The 25,594-nt window shown below is 41.2% G+C and carries 19 protein-coding genes and 1 pseudogene; 5 read left to right on the top strand and 15 right to left on the bottom strand.

The features are described 5' to 3' along the window. Positions 1-28 precede the first annotated feature (28 nt). On the top strand, positions 29-712 hold the full coding sequence (locus BMY70_RS29370; RefSeq protein ID WP_090341852.1) for a hypothetical protein: 684 nt from the start codon (positions 29-31) through the stop codon (positions 710-712). A 141-nt stretch (positions 713-853) separates the two neighbouring features. Here the strand turns inward: BMY70_RS29370 and BMY70_RS29365 are convergent, their stop codons facing one another. Further along, positions 854-1,483 carry a response regulator transcription factor gene (locus tag BMY70_RS29365; RefSeq protein WP_090341850.1) on the bottom strand — a complete coding sequence of 210 codons (630 nt, stop codon included), beginning with the start codon at positions 1,481-1,483 and terminating at the stop codon, positions 854-856. An 896-nt stretch (positions 1,484-2,379) separates the two neighbouring features. On the opposite strand from BMY70_RS29365, the gene BMY70_RS29360 reads away from it, so the two are divergent. Then, the gene (locus tag BMY70_RS29360; RefSeq protein ID WP_177197163.1) at positions 2,380-2,988 is read left to right on the top strand and encodes a response regulator transcription factor; all 609 of its coding nucleotides are present in this window, start codon (positions 2,380-2,382) and stop codon (positions 2,986-2,988) included. A gap of 645 nt (positions 2,989-3,633) precedes the next feature. Here BMY70_RS29360 and BMY70_RS29355 read toward each other — a convergent pair. After that, the gene (locus BMY70_RS29355) at positions 3,634-4,911 is read right to left on the bottom strand and encodes a sensor histidine kinase (protein WP_090341846.1); all 1,278 of its coding nucleotides are present in this window, start codon (positions 4,909-4,911) and stop codon (positions 3,634-3,636) included. Between the two features lie 371 nt (positions 4,912-5,282). On the opposite strand from BMY70_RS29355, the gene BMY70_RS29350 reads away from it, so the two are divergent. Then, positions 5,283-5,921: a response regulator gene (locus tag BMY70_RS29350; RefSeq protein ID WP_090341843.1), complete on the top strand. Its 639-nt coding sequence runs from the start codon at positions 5,283-5,285 to the stop codon at positions 5,919-5,921. Positions 5,922-6,087: 166 nt separating this feature from the next. Here the strand turns inward: BMY70_RS29350 and BMY70_RS29345 are convergent, their stop codons facing one another. From BMY70_RS29345 to BMY70_RS29335, 3 genes are all read right to left on the bottom strand, one after another. Beyond that, complete coding sequence (locus BMY70_RS29345) at positions 6,088-6,840, bottom strand: LytR/AlgR family response regulator transcription factor (RefSeq protein WP_090341841.1); 753 nt, start codon at positions 6,838-6,840, stop codon at positions 6,088-6,090. Next, the gene (locus BMY70_RS29340) at positions 6,818-7,879 is read right to left on the bottom strand and encodes a sensor histidine kinase (protein ID WP_090341838.1); all 1,062 of its coding nucleotides are present in this window, start codon (positions 7,877-7,879) and stop codon (positions 6,818-6,820) included. The genes BMY70_RS29345 and BMY70_RS29340 overlap by 23 nt, the downstream gene beginning before the upstream one ends. A 1,058-nt stretch (positions 7,880-8,937) precedes the next feature. Then, positions 8,938-10,038: an acyltransferase family protein gene (locus BMY70_RS29335; RefSeq protein WP_177197162.1), complete on the bottom strand. Its 1,101-nt coding sequence runs from the start codon at positions 10,036-10,038 to the stop codon at positions 8,938-8,940. Between the two features lie 2,086 nt (positions 10,039-12,124). On the opposite strand from BMY70_RS29335, the gene BMY70_RS29325 reads away from it, so the two are divergent. Continuing rightward, positions 12,125-14,266 carry a TonB-dependent siderophore receptor gene (locus BMY70_RS29325; RefSeq protein WP_177197161.1) on the top strand — a complete coding sequence of 714 codons (2,142 nt, stop codon included), beginning with the start codon at positions 12,125-12,127 and terminating at the stop codon, positions 14,264-14,266. Between the two features lie 852 nt (positions 14,267-15,118). Here the strand turns inward: BMY70_RS29325 and BMY70_RS29320 are convergent. The 5 genes from BMY70_RS29320 to BMY70_RS29300 all read right to left on the bottom strand — a co-directional run bounded on the left by BMY70_RS29320 (position 15,119) and on the right by BMY70_RS29300 (position 20,591). Next, positions 15,119-15,973 (bottom strand): hypothetical protein, encoded by an 855-nt coding sequence (locus tag BMY70_RS29320; protein ID WP_143072171.1) that lies wholly within the window; start codon positions 15,971-15,973, stop codon positions 15,119-15,121. 812 nt (positions 15,974-16,785) lie between these two features. Beyond that, a complete protein-coding gene (locus BMY70_RS29315) occupies positions 16,786-18,090 on the bottom strand; it encodes a hypothetical protein (RefSeq protein ID WP_090341823.1) in 1,305 nt (434 codons plus the stop codon). Continuing rightward, the gene (locus BMY70_RS29310) at positions 18,065-18,661 is read right to left on the bottom strand and encodes an RNA polymerase sigma factor (RefSeq protein ID WP_090341820.1); all 597 of its coding nucleotides are present in this window, start codon (positions 18,659-18,661) and stop codon (positions 18,065-18,067) included. Before BMY70_RS29310 ends, BMY70_RS29315 begins: the two co-directional genes overlap by 26 nt. A 52-nt stretch (positions 18,662-18,713) precedes the next feature. Further along, a complete protein-coding gene (locus BMY70_RS29305) occupies positions 18,714-19,661 on the bottom strand; it encodes a hypothetical protein (RefSeq protein WP_090341818.1) in 948 nt (315 codons plus the stop codon). A 33-nt stretch (positions 19,662-19,694) separates the two neighbouring features. Next, a complete protein-coding gene (locus BMY70_RS29300; protein ID WP_143072170.1) occupies positions 19,695-20,591 on the bottom strand; it encodes a hypothetical protein in 897 nt (298 codons plus the stop codon). 516 nt (positions 20,592-21,107) lie between these two features. Between BMY70_RS29300 and BMY70_RS31410 the strand changes: the two are divergent. Continuing rightward, a pseudogene (locus BMY70_RS31410) lies at positions 21,108-21,521 on the top strand (DUF2306 domain-containing protein). Between the two features lie 115 nt (positions 21,522-21,636). Here BMY70_RS31410 and BMY70_RS29285 read toward each other — a convergent pair. The 5 genes from BMY70_RS29285 to BMY70_RS29265 all read right to left on the bottom strand — a co-directional run bounded on the left by BMY70_RS29285 (position 21,637) and on the right by BMY70_RS29265 (position 25,574). Further along, positions 21,637-22,293 carry a hypothetical protein gene (locus BMY70_RS29285; protein ID WP_143072169.1) on the bottom strand — a complete coding sequence of 219 codons (657 nt, stop codon included), beginning with the start codon at positions 22,291-22,293 and terminating at the stop codon, positions 21,637-21,639. A 185-nt stretch (positions 22,294-22,478) separates the two neighbouring features. Then, positions 22,479-23,549: a S41 family peptidase gene (locus tag BMY70_RS29280; RefSeq protein WP_090341803.1), complete on the bottom strand. Its 1,071-nt coding sequence runs from the start codon at positions 23,547-23,549 to the stop codon at positions 22,479-22,481. Between the two features lie 680 nt (positions 23,550-24,229). After that, positions 24,230-24,664, bottom strand: a complete 435-nt coding sequence (locus tag BMY70_RS29275) for a response regulator (RefSeq protein ID WP_177197160.1) — start codon at positions 24,662-24,664, stop codon at positions 24,230-24,232. A gap of 293 nt (positions 24,665-24,957) precedes the next feature. Then, the gene (locus tag BMY70_RS29270; protein ID WP_090341799.1) at positions 24,958-25,221 is read right to left on the bottom strand and encodes a hypothetical protein; all 264 of its coding nucleotides are present in this window, start codon (positions 25,219-25,221) and stop codon (positions 24,958-24,960) included. A gap of 146 nt (positions 25,222-25,367) precedes the next feature. Next, positions 25,368-25,574, bottom strand: coding sequence for a hypothetical protein (locus BMY70_RS29265; RefSeq protein ID WP_143072168.1), 207 nt, complete (start codon positions 25,572-25,574; stop codon positions 25,368-25,370). Positions 25,575-25,594: the final 20 nt, after the last annotated feature.

The following is a 25,594-nucleotide window of genomic DNA, read 5'->3' as shown; positions in this document are numbered from 1 at the left end:
TTCATTTTAGATTTATTTATAACGTTATATGAAAATAAACTCGTTCAGATTAGCCGCTCTCCTACCGATCACAGTCGGGATTAAAAATATATCATTTGCACATGTCAAAATTGGTGCGAATCCTACTTCCATAGAAACCAATAGTGCCATGGAGATAGAAGCTGTTAACGGTAACAAGAACATTGTAAACAAAACCAACGGCCAGGTCAGGATTCAGGACGGAACACAGGGCACAGACAAGGTGCTGACTTCGGACGCGAGCGGAAATGCCAGCTGGCGCAGTTTCAGCGAAGCAAAGGTACCCTCTACGGTGTTTATCGGAAATCATACAGCCGGAGCAGTGCTGGTAGCTGATGCAAATGGCGGCGTTGATTCACGGGTACCAATGACTCCTGTGGCGGCCTACGCCATCAACTGGGATGCTTTAAATAAGGCTTATGTGCTACCGGTTGCCAGGTATTACCCTGCGGAGCTTGTTTCGTCGTTCAGCATCAGTACCAATGCTACCGGCGGCCGTGTTGATTTGATGCTTAGAGGAAAACTGGGGCCTGTATCGAGCGAATCTTTTCGGACAGGAAACAGAGGTGTACGGTCACTGGTTGAAACCGCCTATTACAATGTTGGGGATCTTATCTATGCACACTTTTCATTCAGCAGTACAACCAATGCCAATGTGTATCAGTCCAGTTTAAATATTACCTACTTACCTTAAATACCGTAGTATCCTGTATTAACAACCAGCTAAACTTTTTATCTAGTGGTTTAATGATGAAGGGGAGTCAGCTTTGCCGCTGACTCCCCTTAACATTAAACATATAAGGACCCAAATTGTTATTTTCTCACACAATAAAATTCAGTTCAACTTTATTTTTTTATATAGCTCGATAATGTTGTTGACCTGAAATTTATCAAAAATCCTTGTCTTGTGTGCGCTCACTGTGGTAAGTTTCAGATTCAGATCCAGAGAAATCTGTTTGGTAGCCTTTCCGTCCAAAAGCATTGCAAGCACCTCTTTTTCCCGGGGCGAAAGCTCAATTTTTAACGGTGCATGGTTTAGCCCCAAAAAAGCAAAAAATTCAGTACCAAATATCTTCTTTACGTCTGGGGTAATATACCGCTGCCCGCTTAAAACGGCCTGGATAGCAATACCAACCTCGCGGATAGGTTGGTTCTTTGTCAGGTATCCGTTCACTCCGGCATTCAAAAATCCAAGCGCTGTTGTATGCTGCTCGTTTCCGGTAAAAACCAGTATCGGCACATTTTGCTGAATATCTCTCAAAGCAGCGACCATGTGGTGTAACTCCGTATCAGGCAGATTAACGTCCAGAATCACAAGTCCAACATCCATACCTTGCTTCATGAGCGACAATCCCTCCAAGAACAACTCTGCCAGAATTATCTCAGCATTAGCGATACGCTGCCTAACGATCCTCGAAAGTGTGAAAGCTACAATGGGATGATCTTCGATGATTAACACATTCATGACTAGGGCTTTTTGTTAATGACAGTTACTGCAAATGATAAAGATAACTTAAGGAACAGTGTTCAAAAAACTGCTTACATGGTTTATTCAGAAAAGCGAATTTATTCGATAAAACACGATGCAGTAATACGAACATATATCTTTCCCCTATTGCTATTTTTGCGGAGAATACTTTAAGTTGCTCGGATCTGGAATATAGTTCGGCACCGATTTACCAAAACATCATTGCGATGCATACACACTATAAAATAGAAAGTTTGACATTCAGTCTAAGAACGGCGTTAAATTCCCCGGCCGCTGTCAGACATAACTCAGCCTACTTGCCGCGTCTTCGCAGCTTTTTTCTGGTAAGTCCAGGTAGGGCAATCTTAGTGAATAACGCGGATAAAGCATTTAGCGGCATTTGATCCGAATATTGATATAACTTTTGTATAGACAACCCACCTCTGCTGAGCAGACTGAATTTAACGGATATTATCTTCTCCTTTACACAACGTTTATGCTGGAAGGATGCCTCTTCAAGGGGAGGCACCAGCACTTCAAAAACTTATCTGTTAAATTCGGATAGGCAGGTGATCGGTTCTTTACGGAGTTGAACTCTCGATTACAACGATACGATACCGGTAATTGCCTGTAATTTCTGGCAAGTGTAATCCACCTGCGTGATACTTTTTCCTGCACCGAACTAAAGAGTGTTTCAAGCAAAAAAGAAATTGATAAAACCCCTTATTTAAAACTATTTGACCACAGTTTGTGAGCTTACTTTGGCTTACAAGACTAAAAACAACAGAAAGCTACCTGGAATCATCTTCAAACTAACAATAACTTTTGCTGACAGCCGACGCTGGCTACTAACCTTTCTTATTATGCTTACTATTGGATTAATCGACAACTTTATGATTTCACGTCTTGGCCTTTCTATTCTTTTAAACAATTATTATCAAGATGTCATGCTGCTTGAAGCAAACAATGTTCAGGAGTATAACATATTATTTGGTCATCACACGCCGGATATGATCATCCTGGGAAATAATTCCAACGATGAGGAGAAATGCCTGGCAGTTGCCCGTCAATTAAAAAAATTAAATCCTGACCTTCCATTGATTATTTATGACGAACATTTAATGCGGAACCTGACCATCTCCTATTTTCGTATAGGGATAAGTGGTTATATACTCCGTCAAAATACTGCTGAAGAAATGATACCTTGTATAGAGACCATTTTAAATCAAAAGAAATACTTATCGCCTATACTAACTGAGCATCTGCTAGACTCGTTGAGCCATAATTATGGAGAGAAAACACCGAAGCGGAGACCTATTTTGACGCGCAGAGAAATTGAAATAGCGAGCTATATCGCCCAAGGGATGAAAACCTCCCAGATTTCAGCCATGCTGGGCCGGAAAGCTTCCACGGTAAGCTCCATAAAGCACAATATTTTCAGAAAACTAAATGTAAAAAGTGTTACAGAACTCCTAGATGCGTTTTCAGAATTTCCTTTCTGATGATGGTGCTGTTTTCTTTTCGATTTTTAATCTGACTTTTTTTTAATATCAAAACACATCCAGGAGTTTCTCTACACGCCAGTTACATTCAAAAGTTTCATTGTCATGACGCAATATTGACAATGGAACTTTCCCTTTTTTATAATACAGTATTACAAGGTTAATCTTCCTGAATAACAACCATCAACAAAACTTAAATGGCAAAGTCATGCAAGCTTATTTCTGATACGTAGGATTTTCTTAAAGGATGCCAGCACTCTGTAAAAAACAATCTGCTTTGGAACCATGTCCAAAGCAGAATGAACTACCTAGCGTTACCGGTTTGTAGTGTGTGTATAGTGCGTTGTTTGCAGCAGCCGTCCCCGAACGGTGCTAAAACCTGTACCGGTAATGCATTACCACTTGTCGTACTAATTTGCAGGACTATGATACAAATGTAGAATTTTAAAGTGGTTAATATTATCGAATTTTGTCGAGATCAGCAGCAGGATAAATTCGATAAACATACACAATATCAACGGGATAGGTACGGGATAAACAATTCTGTGATCGGAAAAACCGGATGTGTTTTGCTGTGAAGGCCTACTCTCCTTTCAAGAACAAAGGGGCACTTTAATGGACCAAACAGCGTTGAATTTGCCATTATCACCCTTCAAAGATCAGGCAAATATTTGCGCCGGAATCATTTTGAGCCCGAACTTTAATGCTCAGAACCCGCGAGATCTCTTTGACCATGATAAGGCCCAGCCCTACGTTGGGCTCTTCCCCCTTGGAGAACCCTCTTTGGAGCGGATCATCACATAACCACTTTATCAAAGACGTTGACATGCCCGGGCCGCTATCACGGATAAAAAGATGAAGCTTGCCTGAAATAGTCCTGGAAAGGATTTTAATTTCGTTCCCTTGTTTGACTTTCAGTGCATTATCGATCAGGTTATGGATCAGTACTCCCAGAAGCTCAGGATTGGTTCTAACCGTCAAATCAGTTTCAATCTCAATAGACAGTGCAGCTTTTTGAAAGCGTATAGCCTGCTCAAAGAGCTTCTTTTTTTGCAGCAACAGTTCCCTGAGGACAACATCTGAAAATCGGATTTGATCCTCGTGCAAGCTGATTTTGATAAAAGCTGTCATATGCTGCACATGCGCGATGATTTCATCGGAGCTCAGAGCAATCATTTCTGCAAACTCCGCGGCAGCTTCCTTTTGGCCAGTGTCTACCAACAATTTGATCTCTTTGGCACTTAGGCTCACAAAACCTATCGGGGTTCTGATATCATGAGAAATAGAAGCAAGAAGATGCGATTGTATCCATAGCTTTTGTTCGAGGCGGCCCTTAACGGTATGAAGAGCCTGAATGGCATGTTTCAGGTTTTCGATCTGCTGCCGGGCCTGCCAGTTACTGTATCTTCTTTTTTCAAAGTCCCCGTACAGCCAGGCTCCTGCCCACAGCAATAAAAGAAGGCAAATACCTGTCCAAAAATAGGTCCAGCCGTACCTGCTCCATGGTCTGCGGATTGCAAGCAACTGACCGTAACCTTTATGGTAAGGTATCGAGTTATCATTTTCAGCCGCCAAAGGCTGGGAAGCAAGCCCAGACAAACCAAGCACTTCCTGCTCGCCGGATAGGCACACATACCCGGTCCTGCCTTGTTGAACAGTCAAGTTAAAAAAACGTTTTAGCTTTTTAAAACCAGTCAAACCCAAAGGAATCTCTGCCAAAAGATGGGGCCCAATCCTTCGTATGTTCAGAGCGCCTTGCTGATTTTGGCCCGACTCACCTGAATTATGCCACATTTTCGACTGCCTATCTACAAGCAGTCTGTTGGTAAATAATATCTGATTTTTTAAGGTCATGCTCAGCTTTAAGGGAGCATAAACATTTAAAAGCAAGCAAAAAAGGGCGAAGGTGTATTTTTGTATCATAACAATAACTATATTAAGGTATTAATTAAAATGCTGATCAGTATAACAAACCCGTATTCTACTTTCTTTAAGTGCTGCGTTTAAAGATTAGAGATATCTGCCTTAGAAAGTTGCACCTCACCTTACCACCGTCAGAAAACGCCGCTTTAAAAAATGGCCATTGAGAATTGGCATTAAAATTCTATGAACAGGCATCGAAGTTATTCAAGGGCATCCTCCACCTTATTCATCGGCAAAACTAGGACAATGCCTACTTGTTTTTAGAAGGTTACAAGACAAAACGGGCAAAATCGAAAGTAAGACGGGCATTGATAACTAGGATAGGTTTTCTCACCGGTGTAATTTTGCAATACGAACCAACCACAAATTCTATGAAAAATATATTGATCGTCGACGATCATCCAATGATTCGATTAGCCATAGAAAGTAATCTGCTTAGAATGATTAACCAATGCAGGATCTACCCAGTTGGGACTTTTAAAGAAGCCAAGGAAATGCTCCGCTCACACTGGATGGATCTGGTAATATTGGATCTGAGCATTCCCGAAGGAGAGGGTATTGAAATGATTTCCATTCTCAGGACCCTTCAAAACGAAGCTCGAATTCTAATCTACAGTGGCAGGGATGAGATGAGTAACGCCCCGGTTTACATGGCCGGAGGTGCAAATGGCTACCTACATAAGGACGCATCCATCAGCGAATTTGAAACAGCTGTGGACCTGGTATTAAACAATAAAAAATACATCAAAAAAGAAGTGCAGCAAAAGATTGTTGATAATTTTGTCAATAATACTGCTGTTATCAATAACCCCATCGAGCTACTCACCTCCCGGGAGAAGCAGATACTCTCACAGCTCATGCTTGGAAAGTGGACCAAACAGATCGCTCATGACCTTGATCTGAAAATTTCCACGGTTAGTACACATAAAGCCCGCATTCTGGAAAAGGTCCAGGTAAAAAATGTGATCGAGCTAATAAAAAAGATTGAGCCGTTTCAAATTGAAATCTAAACAGTATGTGCGGAATAACTTATTAAAATCATAAACGTATACACACATAAGTACTAATCCTTTCCTCGAAGCCGATCTTGGGTAAATGTTTTACACAGGCAATAGGATACAAGAAAGTAGGGCCAGCGCTGCATTCCGCAACGGGCCCTACTTTTTTCTTATTGACTTACTTAAGCCACTTGATAAAATGAGATGACTTTGATTTACTGATAATAATCTTTTCCGGAGTATGTGATTTCAATACCACTTCCAGTTTTCGCGCATCAATGTATTTCACTGCTTCAATGTCGTGTTTAGCAATTATGAATTGCCGGTTCGCACGGTAAAAAAGGTCAGGGTCTAGCTGATCAGCTAACCGTTCCAAGGTTGTCCTGATCTCGAAGGCTTGCTGCTGTCTGTACACCCAGACACTCTTGTTGGTATATACAAAATTAATCTCAGCAACCGGTATGGGAACTATCCTGTCGCCCTGGTAAACGGAAAGCACCGTTTTGTATACAGGTCTAAACGACTGGAGCATATTATTGAAGCGGTTTGCATGTTCAGGCAAAGACCAAAGCCTGCTGTACTGCTGAAGCTTGCTGAAACTTTTCTCAAGATTTTCCATTTTTACCGGTTTTAGAATATAATCGATCCCGTTGTTTTCAAAGGCTTTAAGCGCAAACTCATCGTACGCAGTGCAAAAGATGATAGGCGCGGTGATTTGCACCTGTCTGAATATATCAAAACACAAGCCATCACCGAGCTGTATATCGGACAGGATCAGATGCGGCATCTCGTTTTTGCTGAACCACTTTATGGCTTCCTGCACGGTTTGAAGTGTGGCGCATACACGTATCTGCGTACTGATGGACTCCAAAAGGTATTTTGTTTCCTGAGCAGCCCGGAATTCATCTTCAAGCAACAACACATTTATCATAAATCATCGGGATTTTCACGGTAAAATAGTTTGCATCTTCGCTTACCGAGATGCCCATTTGGCTAAGTAATTCGTAGCGATCCTGCAGGTTAAGAAGGCCTGTTCCCAGACTTTCGGTCTGTTCCCATCCTCTTTTTCTGGGCTGAAGATTGTTTCTGACCGTGATGTAGTCTTCATCATTATAAATCTGTATTCTCAGTGGTTTTTTGACCGATACAATATTATGTTTCACTGCATTCTCTACCAATACCTGCAAAGCCAGGATTGGGATCTGCTTATCTTCAACCTCATAGGCCAGATCCGTTTCAATTACGAGCGCTTCACCGAAGCGCTCCTGCAGCACGAAATTATAGGCTTCAATGAATTCGAGCTCAGTTGACACGCCGACCAAATTCCGATTATTCTGATGTGTAAGGATATACCGGTAAATATCTGAAAGTTTGATCACATAATTTTTAACCCACGGCTCCTGTGCACCGGATTTTAAAACGTTCAGCGCATTGAAAAGAAAATGAGGATTGATTTGTTGCCGAAGGGCCGTGAGCTGGATAGCAAGATTCTCTTGCTTTAAGCGCTCGATGTCCAGCAGCGCCTTCTTACGCCGATCCCGGTTTTCAAAGTAATAATAGGCTGGAATCACAAAACCAGCCATGAATAACCCTCTGAGCATCATACGCGTAACGCGGTACGTCCATTCTCTGCTCTTTAAAGCATAGATAGGATAATCCTCAAAGGGTGATAGCTCGTAAATGAGTGTCGACAGTCCCATACATACTACTACACAAATCATGATCCGGACAATCCGGGATTTACTCTTTTTGGCCAGTAGCAGAACACTTACCGTCCACATGCCAAGACCAGCCAAAAATATGGCAATTTCCGAGCCTACCAAATTGTAGGACGTCTCAAATTCGGGCCTTTCAATTCTTGAAGGCAATACCAGCAGTGGCATTGCGATGGCGACCAGCAGTCCACGGAAAACTATTTGTTTGTGCCTCAGAAAAAAAACTTTCACTTTATAAAACATTTCAAAGTTCATGCTGCTCAATGTTGACTCGATGTAAATAGTTATCAAACCGAAATTTCGGATAAATCGAAATTTCCCATTTCTCTGAACCTGCCACGGTCAAAAGAAAATTACAAAAACCTTGCGTACAGCCATATCTCATATCAAAAAAGGCTTTCTGACTGATTCGATACATAACATTTTTGTACTAACATGGGTTTTCTGTATCCACGGCAAACCGGCTTAACAACAATTAGGCCAGACCCTGGAATCCCTGAAAAAGAATTGTATGGAAAGTTTCTTAGTCCATCAATAGGCACCGCTAACGCTATGCATTTTCCAAAACGAACATTTGGGATTTAGGTGGAGCAATGACCGCCTGATCGAGCAGAAAAGACGAAGATTTCAAATTTGGCGACCCGTAGCATCTAATGCCGGATTCCATCTGAAAAAAAATTGAGTTATGCATTTTTGTGGTGGTAAAAGGTTTCCAATATGTATGAATGAGGGTTAACGTATCGTATGGAACAGTAGTGCTTCACTATTCAATGAACCGTTAGAAAAACGACAAAAAGGCTGTCGAATTTGCCAATTACGTTTTCCGGGTTTAATCCACTGGTTTCATTTGCATAATTGTCCTTTATGCAAACCTAAATATTATTACTTTGAAAACTACAGGATAATTTGAAAATTATCAGTAGAGAAAAAACTACAAAAATCGAATGAATTCTAATGCTCTACATTTTTATCGTGACGTAGATTTCACTTAAAATGCAAGGGAATCAGAACTTTTTTAGTTAACGGTAGCTATACAACCTCCATCGGTAACTGAGATTTTAAATACAAGTCGGTCAAATTGGAAGACCATAACAAAACTCGCATGTGCCAATTTCTTAAAAGCAGTTAATCGCACAGTATAAAGTTAGGTAAAACAAATTGCTTCACACGATTAAAGTTTAAGTTAGAACAGGGAACGCTGACCGTAATCATTTAGGGACCGGTAAGTGTCCTTTTGGCCATTCATACTGCCGAAAAAAAAAGAAGTAAACCAATCATTGTTAATTATTTACGGAACGCAAAATCCAGGTACATTACAACAGCTCACCTATTTCGGGTTTAATATTATTAGGTGAAAGGTCGGCGCGTATCGGACTTCGAAGCCGGTAGCGGAGTAGTTTCAAAATGGGCACTTCCACATAGACTGTCACCAAATAAGCCAGAAAGACTATGCAGCCTGACGCCAATAGGATTGCAAGCCACACCGGAATAACCGTGCCAGAACGCAGCAAACGGATGATAGATAGACCGATATATTGATGCAGAAGGTAAAGACTGTAAGAAATGTGCCCAAGAGAAATCAGCCATGACTCTTTCAGGAAAGCCAATTTCCCTTTGAGCATCAGAGCGAAAATTAGGTGAAATGTTACAATGATTAGCGCGTGCTGTTCAAAAGATAGCAAATACATCGTTCTGCCTCCCTTGTCGTGACAATACAGGGCAGCGCCCAGAGACATCAGAAGCAAAAACGAATATTTAAATGAGTACCCTTTTTGATGGATTTGGTAAAACAGTATCCCTGACAAAAAGAGTGGAAAGTGGTTGGTGATCGAAAACTTATGCTGAACAAAGCTGTAAACCCCAGGATATGAGTGGCGCATCATGTGAAACAACACAATTCCTACCAGGGTAACTAATCCGGCCCTTTCAATATTTTTAATTATGCCTAAATAACACATACTCAAAATCCAAACATAGAAAAGGAGCTCAATCTGCAGGGTCCAGTAAGAACCATCCAGGTCTTCAACGCCCATAAAGGTCTGCAGCATACTCATGTTAGCCAAACTGTTCAAGAGATCAAACCTGGCTGGCTCGTTGAAAACCATTACTACACTCGTACAACCAACACACAACCAATAAGTTGGAAAAAGCCTTGAAAAGCGGTTGAGCAGGTAATCTTTTGGCCGCATGCTGTACTTTGTGCTAAAGAGGGTTACAAAACCACTAATCATAAAAAATAAATCCACGCTTGCCGCACCGGCCCGGAACTGTGCGTCAGGCTTAATTCCCGGTTGATTGTAACTGTAATGAAAAAGCAATACACCCAAAGCGGCAAGTCCGCGTAATGCATCCAGCTCCAGGAGTCTTGGGGCTTTTTTGTCCTCTAAGCTTTTTACCGGGCCATATTTTTTCATGGGCATAGTCATTAAATCCGATACGATTCAGGTAGGGTACGCAGTTCTGTCAAACGCAGCTGTTACTACCTCAGGGTATTACGATATAGTCCATGGTATATTCACGCGATGCCAAAGAAAGGCACATCATTAAGGGCGTCGATGTCTGGCCAGCTTCACAGTTTGGCATTTGCTTTTTGCCGGGTATGTTTTTGGTCTTTGGTGTAGGCACTATCTGAAAGAAAAATCATATGAATACAGGGTTATCCAGAATTAGATTGCACTGAGCAAATCTAGTTCGTTTGAACAGAATACAACGTCGAACTTTGTTGGCACTGTGTTAGAATTGATTCGGCCTATACGGATCGCAAATACGAATCTTGCCTTCTGGTTGTGCAGCTTTCCTGACCGCATCCGCAGATCAACTCATACACTGTAAAATCAAGAGAAAATACTCCCCCCGAAAAAGCAAGAATCAAACCCTTTAAATCAGGCCTTTTATTATCATTGGAGGTGTATCATTTCAGGTGATAAAAAAGAAAGGGCCGGCTGAGGTGGCGCTTAAAATTATAAGCTCTGGCATTATTGGTAAAAGATCTACTCTTCATTAACGACATTTCCAAATAATTGTAAGGCTCGATCCCTTAGCCGAACAATTACCCTATGTTCTTTAATCGATTATCAAACGCGAACTCATTCTTTTTGCCAAGGATTAAACAGCTCTTGCAGCCGGCTCTATAAAAATCCGGAATTACTTTGCAAAGCCCACCGTTGGGTATTTAGCCGCCTTCAGGGCATCCTTTTCAAAAAAAGGGCGTCTAAAAGGCTTTCAAAATTTTTCCAGTGAATATAGGCCTTCATATCTGAAATAACGTGATGTGCATCGAGCTGATCCGCGTCAAAACAGATATTTTACAGCAGCGTCAAATACTGAGGTGAGCGGTGCGTATTTTTCAAGTAGGTGTATAACCGGTTTATACCAAACCGCGCCGGCTCATGAAATTCAGCTTATTGCTTAAAGGCCAAGAACCAGATTTGATAATCAAGTCTTGACGGCACCGCGAGATATTCCAAAGACCAATGCGTAGCGATTTTCCCCAAAATTAAACCTTCGATGTATTCCATTGCAGCATAATAAGTTAAATTTCCTAGAGCTTGCCATATTTTTCACGCGCCGAACCCGAGGCATGCTTACTATCCCTTCGAAGTCGAGCTATCTTCTTTTCATCATCTTCTAAAACGCAGCAGCAGGTATTTGCTGCCTTGCACACGAATTTCAAGCGAGGAAGGTATATGACCTAAATTTTCTCGCATGCCCCTATATTATAATGCCACATGAAAAACAAAGTAAACAGAATGATTTATATATTTTTTCGGTATCGCGGCACCATCGATCTGATTTATCAAGTGTTTAGATCGCAGATGACTTCAGCCAAATATAAGTACGTCAGTCCATTACATGAATTCCTGAAAAAATTTCTCAGTACTGGCGTGACGTTTCAGGGAAGGCCGCGTCCAATTACTATACACACGAACTAATCATAAGCGAGGGATTTTACGAAAAGGGCAGCGGCATTGCCGCTGTGCTTTTTCTGTTGAAACCGTTGGTTTAATCCCGGTCCGCTGGATAATGCTATTCACTTCGGACCTGTTGTGTTGGCGCGACATAAATCCTGGATCAAAAAACACAACGCTAATACATATGTAATTTTCCTAAAAAAAACCTTAAAGACGGAAAACAAGGCTAAAGTCACTTTCAAAAAATTCCTCTGAATCGCAGACCGACTATAACTATGATACAATTGGTTATCAGGCCTTTTTGGGATACATTTTGTGCGCATGAGCGGATCATCATAAATCATCCGGGCAACCAAAGGAAAAACTCTGATCCTTCTAAACTACCAGAAAACTTATTTGTTGTCAAAACAACGAGATACAACAAGATTAAAAGCCAGTTAATCATCACCCGGGATGTATTTACCACCCTATGTAAAGAATATGCCCGATCCGGCCGGATCGTTTATTACTTTTGCAAAAAACATTGCCTTGCATCTATATGTTTCGGTCGCAAGGATTTGACTCACTTAAACTTACCCTTATACAATTAATGAAATTACTTTTACCACTGGCAGTGACTGTAATGCTTTCCAAAAGCGTACTGGCGCAAGACGATTTAAGCAATGAACAGCAAGAAAGCGCAGGCAGGAATCTTCGCGAAGTGACAATCAGTACCAGTCTTAACCATTACCACACTGATAGTATTTCGGCAAGCCTAAAACTGGCGCAGAAACTGCTGCAGGTGCCGCAGAACATTCAGGAAATTGACAAAACCCTGATCAGTGACCAGCAGGCCATCAATGTAAACGAAAGCCTGACCCGGAACGTAAGCGGCGCGACCCGTAGTAATGTTGCAGATTTGTATGGGCCAATGATCATGATGCGGGGAGCTGCGATCGGAACGCTTCGAAACGGAATCGATCTGGGAATGTCCTATTACGGGCCGATGCCCGAAGATGCGGCTATCATCGAGCGGATCGAATTTGTCAAAGGACCGGCGGGTTTTCTTAGTCCCATCGGTGATCCTGCAGGCTTATATAATATAGTCACTAAAAGTCCCACGGGCACTCGCCGTAATCAGATCCGCTTGACGGCCGGCAGCTTTAATCAATACCGGTTAAGCGGTGATTTCGACGGGAACCTGGATAAAAGCAAAAAATGGCTCTTCAGACTAAACCTGGCCGCGCAAAAAGCAAAGTCCTTCCAAAAATTTGCCTTTCAGGACAAACTCATCGCCCAGCCTGTAATCCGTTACCAAATTAATAGCAGATCCACCCTTACTGCCGAATACCAATACAACCGGCAAAGCTTTCAGCAGTATCTGGCCACGGTCTTCTCGCCGGATGGCTTCGCTTCACTGCCACGCTCTTTCAGCATCAGTGATCCAAATAAAATTCCTGCCCGCGCGCGGGAAAGCAATTACTTTCTCACCTACCGCCTGCAAATGAGCAGCCACTGGGCACTTACTGCGAAGGCCAGCGGCGCCCAAAACCATATGGATGGAAATTACTTTCTGGTTTCTTCGTATAATCCTGCAAAACCTAACCTTCTGCCCAGGCGGCTCACATATGAAAAATTCAATTCCGGCGTGCTGGCAGCTCAGGCCTTTGTAAACGGCAGCTTTAAAACCGGGCGAATTGAGCACCGTATTCTTTCCAGCCTTGACTATAACCGTAAAAACTTTCTGGGGTATGCAGGTTACAATGATCCGGCCGCTGGTACTACAGTCTATCTTCTTGACCTGTCAAACCCAGTCTATGGAATCCCCATAAGTGCCCAGAAAAAAGAAGGGAAGCTTTCCGATATTGCTACCAATCAGCACCGGATCCGGTATTTTTCGGCATACCTGCAGGATGAACTTGCCCTGGCTGGTGGCAGGTTACGCCTATCGCTGGCTGGCCGGTTTACCGCTTCAAAAAGCAGCATTTTAAAACCCAGACAAACCAGTGTGTCCGATGCAGTCTTGACTCCCCGAATCGGCCTTAACTACCAGATACGAAAAAACTTCTACTTTTATGGCCTTTTCGATCAAACATTCACGCCGCAAAGCGGCTTGAATACAAGCGGTGGGATTTTCAAGCCCCTAAAGGGTAATAACCTTGAGGCAGGTCTTAAAAAAGACTGGCGTGCAGGAAAATTAAGCACTACACTGTCGGTATACGACATTACTCGGGACAATATTCTTGTCAGCGATCCAGTCAACCGCAATGTTATATCGCAGATCGGTCAGACCAAATCAAAGGGCATTGAAGTTGATCTGAAAGGTGAAGTTTTTACCGGGATGAATCTGGTTATCAATTATGCTTACACGGATTCCTATATCTCCCGGGATGCCGACGAGCGCCTGGTGGGCATCGCATCGCCTTTTCTTGTAAAACATATTCAAAACAGCTGGCTTCATTACAGGCTGCCTTTTAAAAAAGTCAGCGGATTTTCAGTTTCGGCGGGCTATCAGTTTCAGGCAGGACGAAATGGTAGGTATCCGCAGGATATCCAGAGCCCAATTGCCAATTTGTTTCGTGCGGACGCAGGAATAGGCTGGGCCAATAGCCACTTGTTTATCCAGGGATTGGTTAACAATATTTCAAACCGTTTTAATTACGGAAGCAGCTGGACCAGGCCTGCTGGCCTTTTCGCTTATACCCCATTTGCGCCAAGAGAATTTCGGCTTAGCATCGGGTTTCACTTTTGATATTGTGCCCCGTGCCGAACCGACGTAAAAAGCCTGAAACGCGCGCGCGTTTCGGCTTGGAAGAAGTACCATTAAGCTCATCGAGTTGATTGAAAAATAAAGGAATAAATCTTAAATCACTATCTGAGTCTATTGATTCCAGGAAAACAACCGGTAATCTGTTTTTTCAATTTACGAGTGTGCTGAGCGAAACATCATTAGGGAACGAACAAAAGCAGGTCTGGAATCAGCTCGTGCGCGGGGCAGATCCGTAGGCAGACCGGAAGCCTTAAGCGAGCGTTGCCGTAAAATTGCTCCGGAAGTCAAAGATATTTATAAAAAGAACAGCCGGAGTACCGATGAAATTAGAGAGATGTTCAAAATAAAAAGCCAACCTACACTTTACAGATTTTAAAATACGCTGGAGTTAGTGTTAAAGGGTTTATAAAGAATAGGTGATAAATGTGGAGAATTCGGACGAGTTAAGCATATGATTACGTGGCAGATTGACCATAAAAAGACTATTACTCACCGTATGATAAATAATTAATAATTATTTACTTACACTGGTCAATTCCAATCCAAACAGCCTGCCCTCAATTTTCAAATTGGGGTGATCAGTGGCTCCGAATTCTCCACTTCAAGCATGATTAAGTCCTTGGCTTAAGCTATCCATACACAATTTTAACTGATTCAAAATGCAAGAAAAGACTAGCGACATAACATGGAGGCGGATCGACGTGCGTTTATTTAGGCTTTGGGATGTGAAAAGGTTGCAATTGCATCATGAAGAAATAAATATGTCCATCAATGAAATAAAATGCCATCCCGATTATTCTGGACGGCATTTTATTTTGAATTATGTGTTAATAACTAATTCTCAAACGTTTCGTAATCATAAGTAAGTACTGCTCCTTGCGTAACATTTTTTTTAGTTAGCGGTAGCCCGTGCTCATTATAAGTGTATTCGTTCCGCTGAGGCTCACTTTTACCGGTCCGCCAGCCAATGACATTATTACGGCTGCAAGTAAGTGTTGGGCTATACATGTGTGACCACTTGTAAAACGGATTAACTTTATTATCATATTCATAATAGAAGGTACTAACCACCTGTCCAAATGCATCCAGTGTTGTTGTTTTAACAATATTTCCATTTTCGTACGTATGCCTGCGAAGTTCAGTGGTTTCACTTCCCCAGATGATAGTCCCTTCCTCAAATTCTTCATAAACAAGTCCTTCGTTATTCAGACGGTAAGTGACCTTATAATTCGGTGCCTGAGGGTTGACTGATAAGTTTCCTTCGATATCCACCTGAAAATCTGTTTGGACGATCGTGCTGTCGGTATAATGATAATTCGTCTGGTAACCTCTGATTCCGTTATTAGTGGGATTTTCGCGCAGAGACCTGCTGACAGTGATGCGGCCCTGCTCGTCGTAGGTATACAAACGGGTGTTCAGGCCAGCGTAAGTGTCCGTCGGAATGGTCACGTTTTCCAGCTCCCGCCCCTTTGCGTAAGTAAAATAAGTGTTTACGAACATGGGGCCAAGACCTCCGTTGTTGCCGGTGACCAGCATTTGTTTAATGCGCAGATTTGTCGCGGGAATTTCGGTAGCTCCCTGAGGGCCATTAGCAGAAGATGCCTCGCCGGGCAGGATCGTTTCGGAGTCGGTCTGGCATCCCCAGGCCGCCAACAGCATAAGGCAAATAGTGAATCGATGAATGTGCATTTTACAAAAAGTTAAATGTTGAAACTTGTGAGACGGGAATTTATCAGAATGACGAATTGATTTTCGCAAATGGAGTCGTTCCCAAGCATTAGACAGGTTTTTGCTGGTCCCGGTTGCATATGCGGTAGAAATATCTGTTGCAAAAAACTCGCGCCGGTTTTCAACTTCATGTTCATTTTCTTTCATTCAGATAGCCTAGCAGCGTTTTCGTCCCTTTCTTGAATGAAAGAACAAATCAGAAAGACTTGGCGTAGTCGCAAATGGATGTACCCTGGACGCATTATTTGCTTTTTTCTGAATCTAACGTATAGTAATGTGTTTGGATGTAAGCTTCTTTAGATCGACTGACCATTATCTGCAGATAATATTCTGCTTCTAAAACGGAACGACACATCGACAGACTCCATCATAAGGTTTATTATTTGCCGGATGTTGTATTGGAACTAGGCGCGAAGTATATATTAAAAAATCTCCCATTTCCTTCTGCTTGCTTAGGATTAGCTTTTCCTGGCCAAAATAGAAAGTCAGCTTTCCCTGTTTATAAACGAACTTTGAGAACAGTTCATCAGACCGAAGCGCTATGTCTTATCTGCCAGAGAATTTTGTCAGGTCATCAACATTCTGCCATTCTCAGACGCTCATGCGGCTGTTGCACAACGCTATTCCGTCAGACAAAACTCAGCATCACTTTTGATCCTGCGAATTTTCATCAAGACCGTATTGACACGGTCGGTTTCAACGAATTTTTCGCTTTTGACTTATAAGCAAAAGATCTGTATAGTTTGTCGCCGCAATAGCCAATCTTGATAACATCATTTTACTTTCAAGTTCACTGAAATGCCAAATTGATACGGTCTGTATTTCCACGATTGTCCTGCTACCCTGAGTTGAACGAAGCTGTATTGAAAATAAGGCCCAATCTCCAGTTGGTTTTTGCCTGATTGGTAAATTTGTTTACAGATGCCAAGATTACCCCAAACCAAATCCTGGCTAATCGGCAGTATACGCGTATAGTCTATACCTAAATTAAAGTTGGAATTTGGCAAAATTTGTTGTGGGAGCATAAAACTTTGCCGAAGTCCAATTCCAATCAAATGGGAGCGGTCATCTTCTATATGCTTTTCCCCAATCCTTTTCATAGTGTATTGATTTGTGCTGGTCTGCTCGGCAATCACCTGATTAGTACCTATCTCAAACTCATTCCAGCTTCTCAGATACTGATAATTCAATAAAAGTTGAGTATGTTTTTTTTCCAGGCCAGCTGTAAATTTATAGGATAGAGATTTAGACGATAACAAAGGAGTGAACTGAAAATTTTGAATGCGTTCAGAACCAGACTGGCTCAAGTTTATCCGTTGGAATGTTTGCATTGTGGCAGCAGAAAAAACAGCTTTAACTCCGTCCATTATTCCCGGTATTTTCACGACTTCCCTCAAATTGCTTTGTATAACCTGTGGTATCGTAGGTATTTTTAAAGAGTTACTAAACGCAATCCGATTGATAGAAGCTATCAGGTTAACAGGCATAGAGCTTCTAACTAATACAGTTTCACTTTTTATGTTGGTTTCAGCATCGAATTTAACTACCTCTTTTTCCGTAGATTCTTTTATATGGTTCAAAAGATCTGTTTTGGGATTAACAAGGGATTTAAATTTTAGCCGTGAAGCAGATCTATCCCCATCACGTTTTTTATTATGTACGTTATCCACCGCTGATCTTTGCATCACCATTTTCTTTTCCAATACCCCGGATGTGATGGCTCCGATCGGTTCTTTTTCCAGATATGAACGATCGGTTTGATTCTTTGTAGTACCTATGCTTTCTGAACCCGGTTTGGTATGATCTCCTTTCTTGCTTGCTGCCTCGGTTTTGCCCGAATCAAATAAGACTGCTTTATCATGAAATTTATGGTCCAGTAATCGATCACCAAGAAAATACCCGGTTATTAAAAGAAGCGAACCAATCCCTATGACCCAGTAAAATCGATAAGTTGATCTGTCAAGACCTGCAAAAATGTTTGACCGCACCTGGTCTTTCACCGGTGCTTTGTATCCTTCCAACTTCTCGCGCAGCCTTTTTCCAAGCTCTTGATTAGCTTCTTCTTCCAGTGATTTCATGAGATTCAATGCCTATATCCTGTAACTTCTTTATTAATAATGTGCGTCCCCGATTTAGCTGGGATTTGGAGGTGCCTTCTGTAACTGAGAGTATCTGAGCAATTTCTGCGTGAGAATAGCCATCAATCAAATGCATGTTTATAATGGTCCGGTAACCATCCGGCAGGCTGCTGATAACGGAAAGCAAAAGAGCTGTATCTAACTGCTCTATAATTCTGAAGGAATTACTCACATCCATTGTAGCCTCAGAGCTTTCAATAGATGAATGTAGTAACTCTTTTTTAGTGATCCTATGGTAATAGTTGATAGCCGTTCTGACAACAACCGACTTTACCCATTTGTCCACCATTTCAGGCTGGGAGACCTGTTGTATGCTTTTAAAAATCTTAATGAACGCTTCCTGCAGGATATCGTCTGCTTCTGCCTCTGTTTTGGCATACCTGATGCAAACTCCTTTTAAGCTATTTTTATACCTGTCATAAAATATGTTCTGCGCCCTCCGCTCTTGGCGCTGGCATCCTTCCACAAGCTCGGTCAAGGAGGCGTAATGACGCCATTTAAATAATCTCATTAGGGGCTTATTGAATTCTGGTCCGTTGACCTTTCACACTGCTTAAAAATATCTATCGGAGCGTGCAATAATAGTTGCTCAGTAGGGGTTTTGCATTTTGATCAAATAAGATGTACCAGGTATCTGTGTTATCTGATGGTGCATTTAGTTTCTGAAGTGTAACAGCATAACTTTTTACACCATCCAGTTCACTCATACCAATGCCACCAATTTTAACCTCAAAACCAAAATCTTTGTTTTGATTGCCATTATTAATAAATGCCTTTATATTTTCCGGCAGCTCGCGGGCGTCATCTATGCGGACAGGTTGGTCTGAGCCAGCTACTAAATTGCAGTCTTTGTCAAATATCAGCAGGAAATCATAGTTGTTTTTGCTTAACCAAACCTGATACGATTTCTCGGAATGAGAGTCGATACAGACAGTAGCACGTAAAAAATTGAATTCCTTTTTCTGAAAGTATTGCTTTAAGGCTGGTGGCAAATCGACCAGATCAGCAGTGGGAAACTGTAAGATAGATGATGACATCTCAAGGTCGTAAATCAGCTTTTGACCACCTCGGAAACTAGCTACCCACTTCAACAGATAAGATTTTTCTTTCCAGATATAGTCAGCCAGGTAGGCCTTTTCGTAACTGAAATTCCTGAATGAAATATATTCTTCCTCTTTAAAGTTCGAAAAAGTGCCGCCTTCCACAGCACTTGTATTCATCATGGCTTTCAGGCTGTCGGGTGTATGTGGCCCAACAAGCCAGTAAGAGACTTTGATATTGTCCGGGCTTACTATCGAGCTGTATCGTTTTGCTCTGGATTCAAACTCAACATTCCATATCCTTTTTTCAAGGATTTCGGTGAAAATTATATTTTGGGGATTGTCATATTTGTTTTCAACAAGTTGTAAGACGCTGTCAGGAACCAAAGGATCCTCAGGCCCAGGGTCTGTGATTGCGTTACAACCCAGTAAGATGGCGGATACGGCCAACAAAGTAAGAAGAGCTTTCATATACAGAATGCACTTTTGATTGATAGAAAGTGGCTAGTTTCTCCGGTATTGAATAATGAATTGATAACGTCCCATTGCACCAACCTGCGTAAGGCGACGAGTTGGAAGTGCTTGGGCATTGACAGATAAGGTTTGACTTAAATCCGTCACGGTATCGCGGCAGCCTTCCTTAATGCTGCAATATCGATGGATTCTGCTTAACTCATTGTTGGAGGAAAGTATGCCCAGATCAGGAACAAGGCTTGTGTTTATATTACAATTATAAGCAGCCAGCAACACACCCAATATTTGAAACTCTTTACTGTTTGAAAAAATATTCTGGTTGCGGTCATATGTCAGTTCGAGAATTTCCCGTGAGCCAAGTGGGTTCCGTGCCTTCTCTGCTTTGTTTTCAGCTACAAAGTCAATGTGGCCGGTTCCATCCAGAAATGTTGATCCATAATTCACATTCTTCTTAACAGGAAATCCATTCTCATCCGTTTTGAAATTAAACATACCTTTTTGCTGCTCACCGACCATATGGATTGTATTGACAGAATCAATTCCATAAGTAAAATAAAAACGGGACGATTTTGGATCCGTCTTTGGATCATAATATTTCCCGTGGGTATCATTGGATCTCAGGACAATCTCTGTTAATCTATCATCCTGATAATAAAAATTGACCCAAGGTAAAGCCTTACCTGATGCAGGTACCGCAGATGTTAATAAGGAATCGGTCACTGACTCCAGCTGATTCGATGCATTATATTTAAAATTAGCGCGGTAGATAAGGTGGGAAAGCGTGCCAAAATGTTCATTATAATCTATCGTAGATGGCAGAAGCTTGCCTTCTGGCTGAATTTCTTTTTCATCGATCGATTCCTGATGACAGGAAACCATTAATAGACTCACCAGTAGTGCTGAAAAAATTATTTTACGTAGTTCCATACTTTAAAATTTAGCTGATAAAATTTTTCTGGCACACTGGTAAAGTGGTTGTGGATTTAGGCAATCCTACTGTATCTGATGTGCTGCTGGTTGTCATGACACAATAAAGCGAACAGGGGGTTGCATCAATTTAGAAGAATATTTCTCTTTGAGGCTTAAAATTTTGTAAAACAAGGGTTGGTGTGTAAATAGCATTGCATTAAAGTAATGAAGGTATCTTTCTGTATTTGAGACCTGACTTTTCAAAGGAGATACTATAAGTCTTTTAACCAGCCGAGCAAACGCTTGGAGAGTATTTTCCGTTTTATAATGCTAATAATTTTTGGTTTAAATACTGATTTCTTCTTTGTTTCAAGGTCTGTTTTTTAATCTTTTCTTGATAAGATTAAATTACCTCTTCCAAAACAGATGTCTGCCGGCGTAAGGTCATTGAGAGACTCGTGATAACGTCTGTTTTTATACCGATCAACAAATTTAGCCAGTATTGGGCAATAAAACAGTGCGTTACCGGCAAGTGTGCTGTGGAGCTCAGCTTTCTACACGCACATTACTGCCGGCGGGCTAGCCTTCCATCTGGGCTGGGTTCAGTTTAACCAAAGGAACAGAATACTACTCCGCCCCTGCACCGCAACCTTGGAAAAATTGTATCTGTTATTGGCTCTTTGCAGTTCTATTGCTGCGGCGTATCTGCCGCTTCATGGAGCAGGTGGCAAGGTCGCTGCAGCAGGATTTCTATGCCTTACAACTGTCTGGTTTACCGGCACGCTGATGTGATACGCCAGCATTGTAAAGGGGCGGATAATCAGCCACCAGAGTTTGATGGTTTACAGTTACTCAGCATGTTTTGCTGCCGTAACACTGCCTAGCTGGCTACCCATGCTGATTTTTATTTACGGGGATTTTATCAAAGCCTATGTTCTTGTGGCATGACTGTGCTAGATCCCGAATATTTTTGTTGCGTATATGTTAACCCGAAATATCAATAAATCGGAGAAAAAGTTTGTATGAGGAAATTTCGGCCAAAAGTTTTATAAACCTTAAGAAATTACAACGGCTGCTCTGCTAATTTTGTCTGTGAATTGTCATAACGCAAAAGGCCTTTCCAGGTACCGGTGAGCGGATAACGCTCTCCGGTTGTGTTGTTTTGTAAAACGGCACTGAAAGAACAGGTCATATAATAGGCCTCTATACTATAAGTAACTGAAATTTTGGATCGTGGGGGAACATTGACAGTTATGTTTTCCGTACTGCGGGATGCTAAATTGTACGGTCTTTGGTTACCCAGTTGGTTTAACGGGAATTTTTCGGGAAACAAATCAAAGTAGTTACCTGAATTCCAATTTTGTGGGACATTTACAGACAAATCATCCAGTTTTACATCATCAGGTAAGGCATCTAAATTGGTTAGCTGAAAACGTGATGTTTTGTTTAATTTATTAAGATTTCCTGTAAACTTCCCGACCTTTAAATCATTGCCGAAATTATAAAAAGTGGTGTCTTTTAATACTACTTTTGCTGTGTCAATTTTATCGTCCGTAGTCATAAAATAGCGAATATCCTGAATGACATATTCTGCTATAGGCATTTCCTGTGGTTCCACCTTTACAGATTTGGAGCAGGAAAAAGAAAGCATTGAAGCCAATAAACCTATCGTTAGTATCCTGTTACTAAAACTGTTAACGTACTCGTCTATCATGTTCATAGGTATAAAAGGTTTAGTAATTTCTTGGTGACATGTAAAAATAGATAACTTACCGGATAAAACTAAGCTGTACAGCTTTTTTAGAATGTACAGGTAAATGCAAAAAGTTGTAAAATAATCAGACAAATGGTTGATTATTTACTTTTTACGATTTGCTGTTTTTTTTATTAAATCCATTGTAAACTTTAAAGCCTCCCGGTATTCCACAAAATATCCGGAATCACCCCTCTGAAATCGGTCTCTTTGGCGCCCATGTTATAATATAAATTGTGCGATATGGTAACCTCCATATTTGTTACCGCAAGGTGTGTGGTGATGATATCTCCAAAGCTTACAATCAGTCCGCCTGTCTGCTGCCCGACTACTTTCCCGAGTTTGTAGTGATGAATCGCCTGCGTAAAATCAGCAGCGGAAGAAAATGTAAAAGGGCTTGTCAGTACAAAGAGCTGGCCATCAAACTGGTTGGAAAGGTTCTTTCTTTTAATAAATGGATATTCTTCCACTTCGATACTGCCATTTCTTTTACTGATCATCACTTCATACGAACTGCTGCTCTTATCCTTATTTGCATTGTTTTTATACCTCTCTCTTTGCAGACGGCTATATTTTGTAACCACTTTCGCGTACCGGTTGAAGTCAGATTTGACAAAATATTGTAAAAATTCATCGCCAATTTCCGAGTCTCCTCCCAGATTAGACCTTAAATCAATGATGAGTTTGTCTACTTTTTGTTGTTTAAGCAAAGAAAACGTCGAATCTGCAAAACGCAGAAAAGAGGGTTTCTCTTCAAAACTTCGGAAGTCTATCATGGCCGCATTCAGACTGTCCACCAGTCTCAGACTATAAGGTGCCTGACTAGGTGATGCTTGACTTTTTTTTGGCTTACGCGCTTTAAATTCCTTGCCGCTGATACCAGCAAGTGCAATTTTCTTTATTCCCTGTCCGGAAGCATAGGTAATTGTGTAGCTGCTATCGATGTTATACAATAGTTTTAGATGAAATTGAAAAAATGAGCTCCCAAAGGCAAGGCGAAACTCCTGACTTTCTCCCGAGGTCATCTTCATGATATCATTTATTATTGTTTTGGACGCGATGTTGTTTATTAACAATATCTCTCCATTTACCGGTATGGCGATATCCAGATCAGGCAGTATAGGCCCCTGATAAGAAATATAAGGTTTTTTAATTGAAAATTTCAGCCTGACCGGTATCCTGAACGGGTTGGGATACAACGTATAAAATTCAGATAAGGGCATTGCCAGGTCCGTATGCCCGTCTTCCAGCTTTACCAGTACAAGTTCAATAAGCTGGTAAAAAGATAAACTGGATAAAGGTTTATCAATCTGCCGTTTGACGCCGGCGTTGTCCCTGTAAAACGAATCTTTGGGAAACCGGTAGTAAGGATCCCGATGGGTCTAATCGCTTACTCATTCGAAAAGATTTTTGATAGCAATACCAAAATATCCCAGATTACAATCACCCCTTCAATAGGACGAATGACAAAGCAGAACTTATCAGGATAAAAAATACTATTCCGACGTTAATAAATATCGTATACGTCCAAAAGATAACATTTAAAACAATTGCCAAAAAACAGTATCAAAATCCAATTTATAGATACCGTTAATCAGTCAAGCAGTAGTCATTGTTAAGGGATTCAGTTGATGGTTAAATTTTTTTTGCCATGTAAAAATACCTGACATCCGTGTCCATGTTACATTTGTCATCTGGTATGGCAAAATCGTGCGCGGAGATCGTAACGATTTTCGCTCTTGCATCAAGTAAAACTCACATGGTAAGGTTTAAATAGATTTAGTAATTCGAAAGGCTTCCAACGGCCTAGTGCAAAGATGTTAATTGATGATTTAAACCAGCTAGCGAAGAATTATACTTTGAATACAACTAATGATATTACAAGCCAAGTGAAGGCCATAAATTACTTGGCTTGAAAAGGAATTCTTGCCAGGCTGACCGTCTTAAACCAGTAAACCTTCAGATTATTTGCAATGTTCTCCAACTCTCTAAAACTTTTTGGTTTTACGATAAAGCTTTTTGCACCAAGGTCGTAGGATTTATCAATGTAATCAGCCTCCGACGAAGTTGTTAATACTACGACGGGAATTCTTGGGAATAAATCTGTTGCCTGTAGCTGACTTAACACTTCAAAACCATTCATTCCTGGCATATTCAGATCCAAAACGATTAGATCAGGAATGTAGGATTCACCTTTGTCCAGTATCGACAAGGCCTGGCGCCCGTCACTGGCAAATTGCATTTCACAATGCATTTCTCCGGTTTGAAAAGCTTCCTCAATCAAAAGCTGATCATCAGGATCATCATCTACTACGAGCACTTTAAATTGGTTCGCCAAAATTCAAGTTAGTTTATTGATGAATGAATGCCACAAATATACAATTCATATATTTAATAAAAGCACGATGAATCCCAAATACATAATTGGCCGATGTCAAGAATCGAAGTTCGTAGTTATCATCGCTCTTCAGTATTATTTTGCATATAATTTTAAAAATTGACCTAGGCTTTGGTCTTACCTAGGTAAATACGGAAAAGATTCTAATAGTTACTCGAGAATTCGGACGAGTCGACCATATGATTTCGAATTCTCTTAGCAGGCTAAAAGTAATACAATCTAAACCCTTCTAATTAAGCCAAGACTTTATCAGTAGCTTCTTTAAACAGCCTGTTTCTCTTGGGATCAGTTGCGCGTAAGGTAAAATAGTATTTATTACCCTGTGACGTTACTTCATTTTTATAAAAGGTCAAATCCTTATGGCCAAAGAACCTTAACGCATTCTTCATGAATTCGATAGCTTCATATAAGCCTTCTCCCGGATCTGCAATTAATTCCTGGCGCGTACCGTCCCTCCATAATTGATGGTCAGGGTATAATTCATCTTTTTTAGACATATTCTTTTAGTTTGATGATTACGACCTATAAAAATATGGTGCCAGTCTGAATTTGTGACAAGGATGAAATTGTTCTATTTCCTCAGACTTATATCCGATCTGTTTTCTTGAATTTTTCCGCCAGCTAGAAAAAAAGTCGTCGCAATCTAACCCGGCTCAATTATGAGCGCATGCGTCGAATGTACATGATCCGGATCGTCATTAAGAACTTGATACATATACACTCCGGTTTCAGGCATTTCCAGAATAATAACATCCACTTCCTTTGCAGCAATCATATCATTCAGGATCGGGGCAGCCAATTCCTGTTTTATGTCAGCTTCTTCCATACTCCATCCTTTTACAATGATCACTGGCTGCCCGTGTAGATATT

It is taken from the genome of Dyadobacter koreensis (genome assembly GCF_900108855.1).
In the GTDB taxonomy this organism is placed as follows: Bacteria; Bacteroidota; Bacteroidia; order Cytophagales; family Spirosomataceae; genus Dyadobacter; species Dyadobacter koreensis.
The sequence above is the reverse complement of the archived record's forward strand: the minus strand, read 5'-3'. Positions and strand labels throughout refer to the sequence as shown.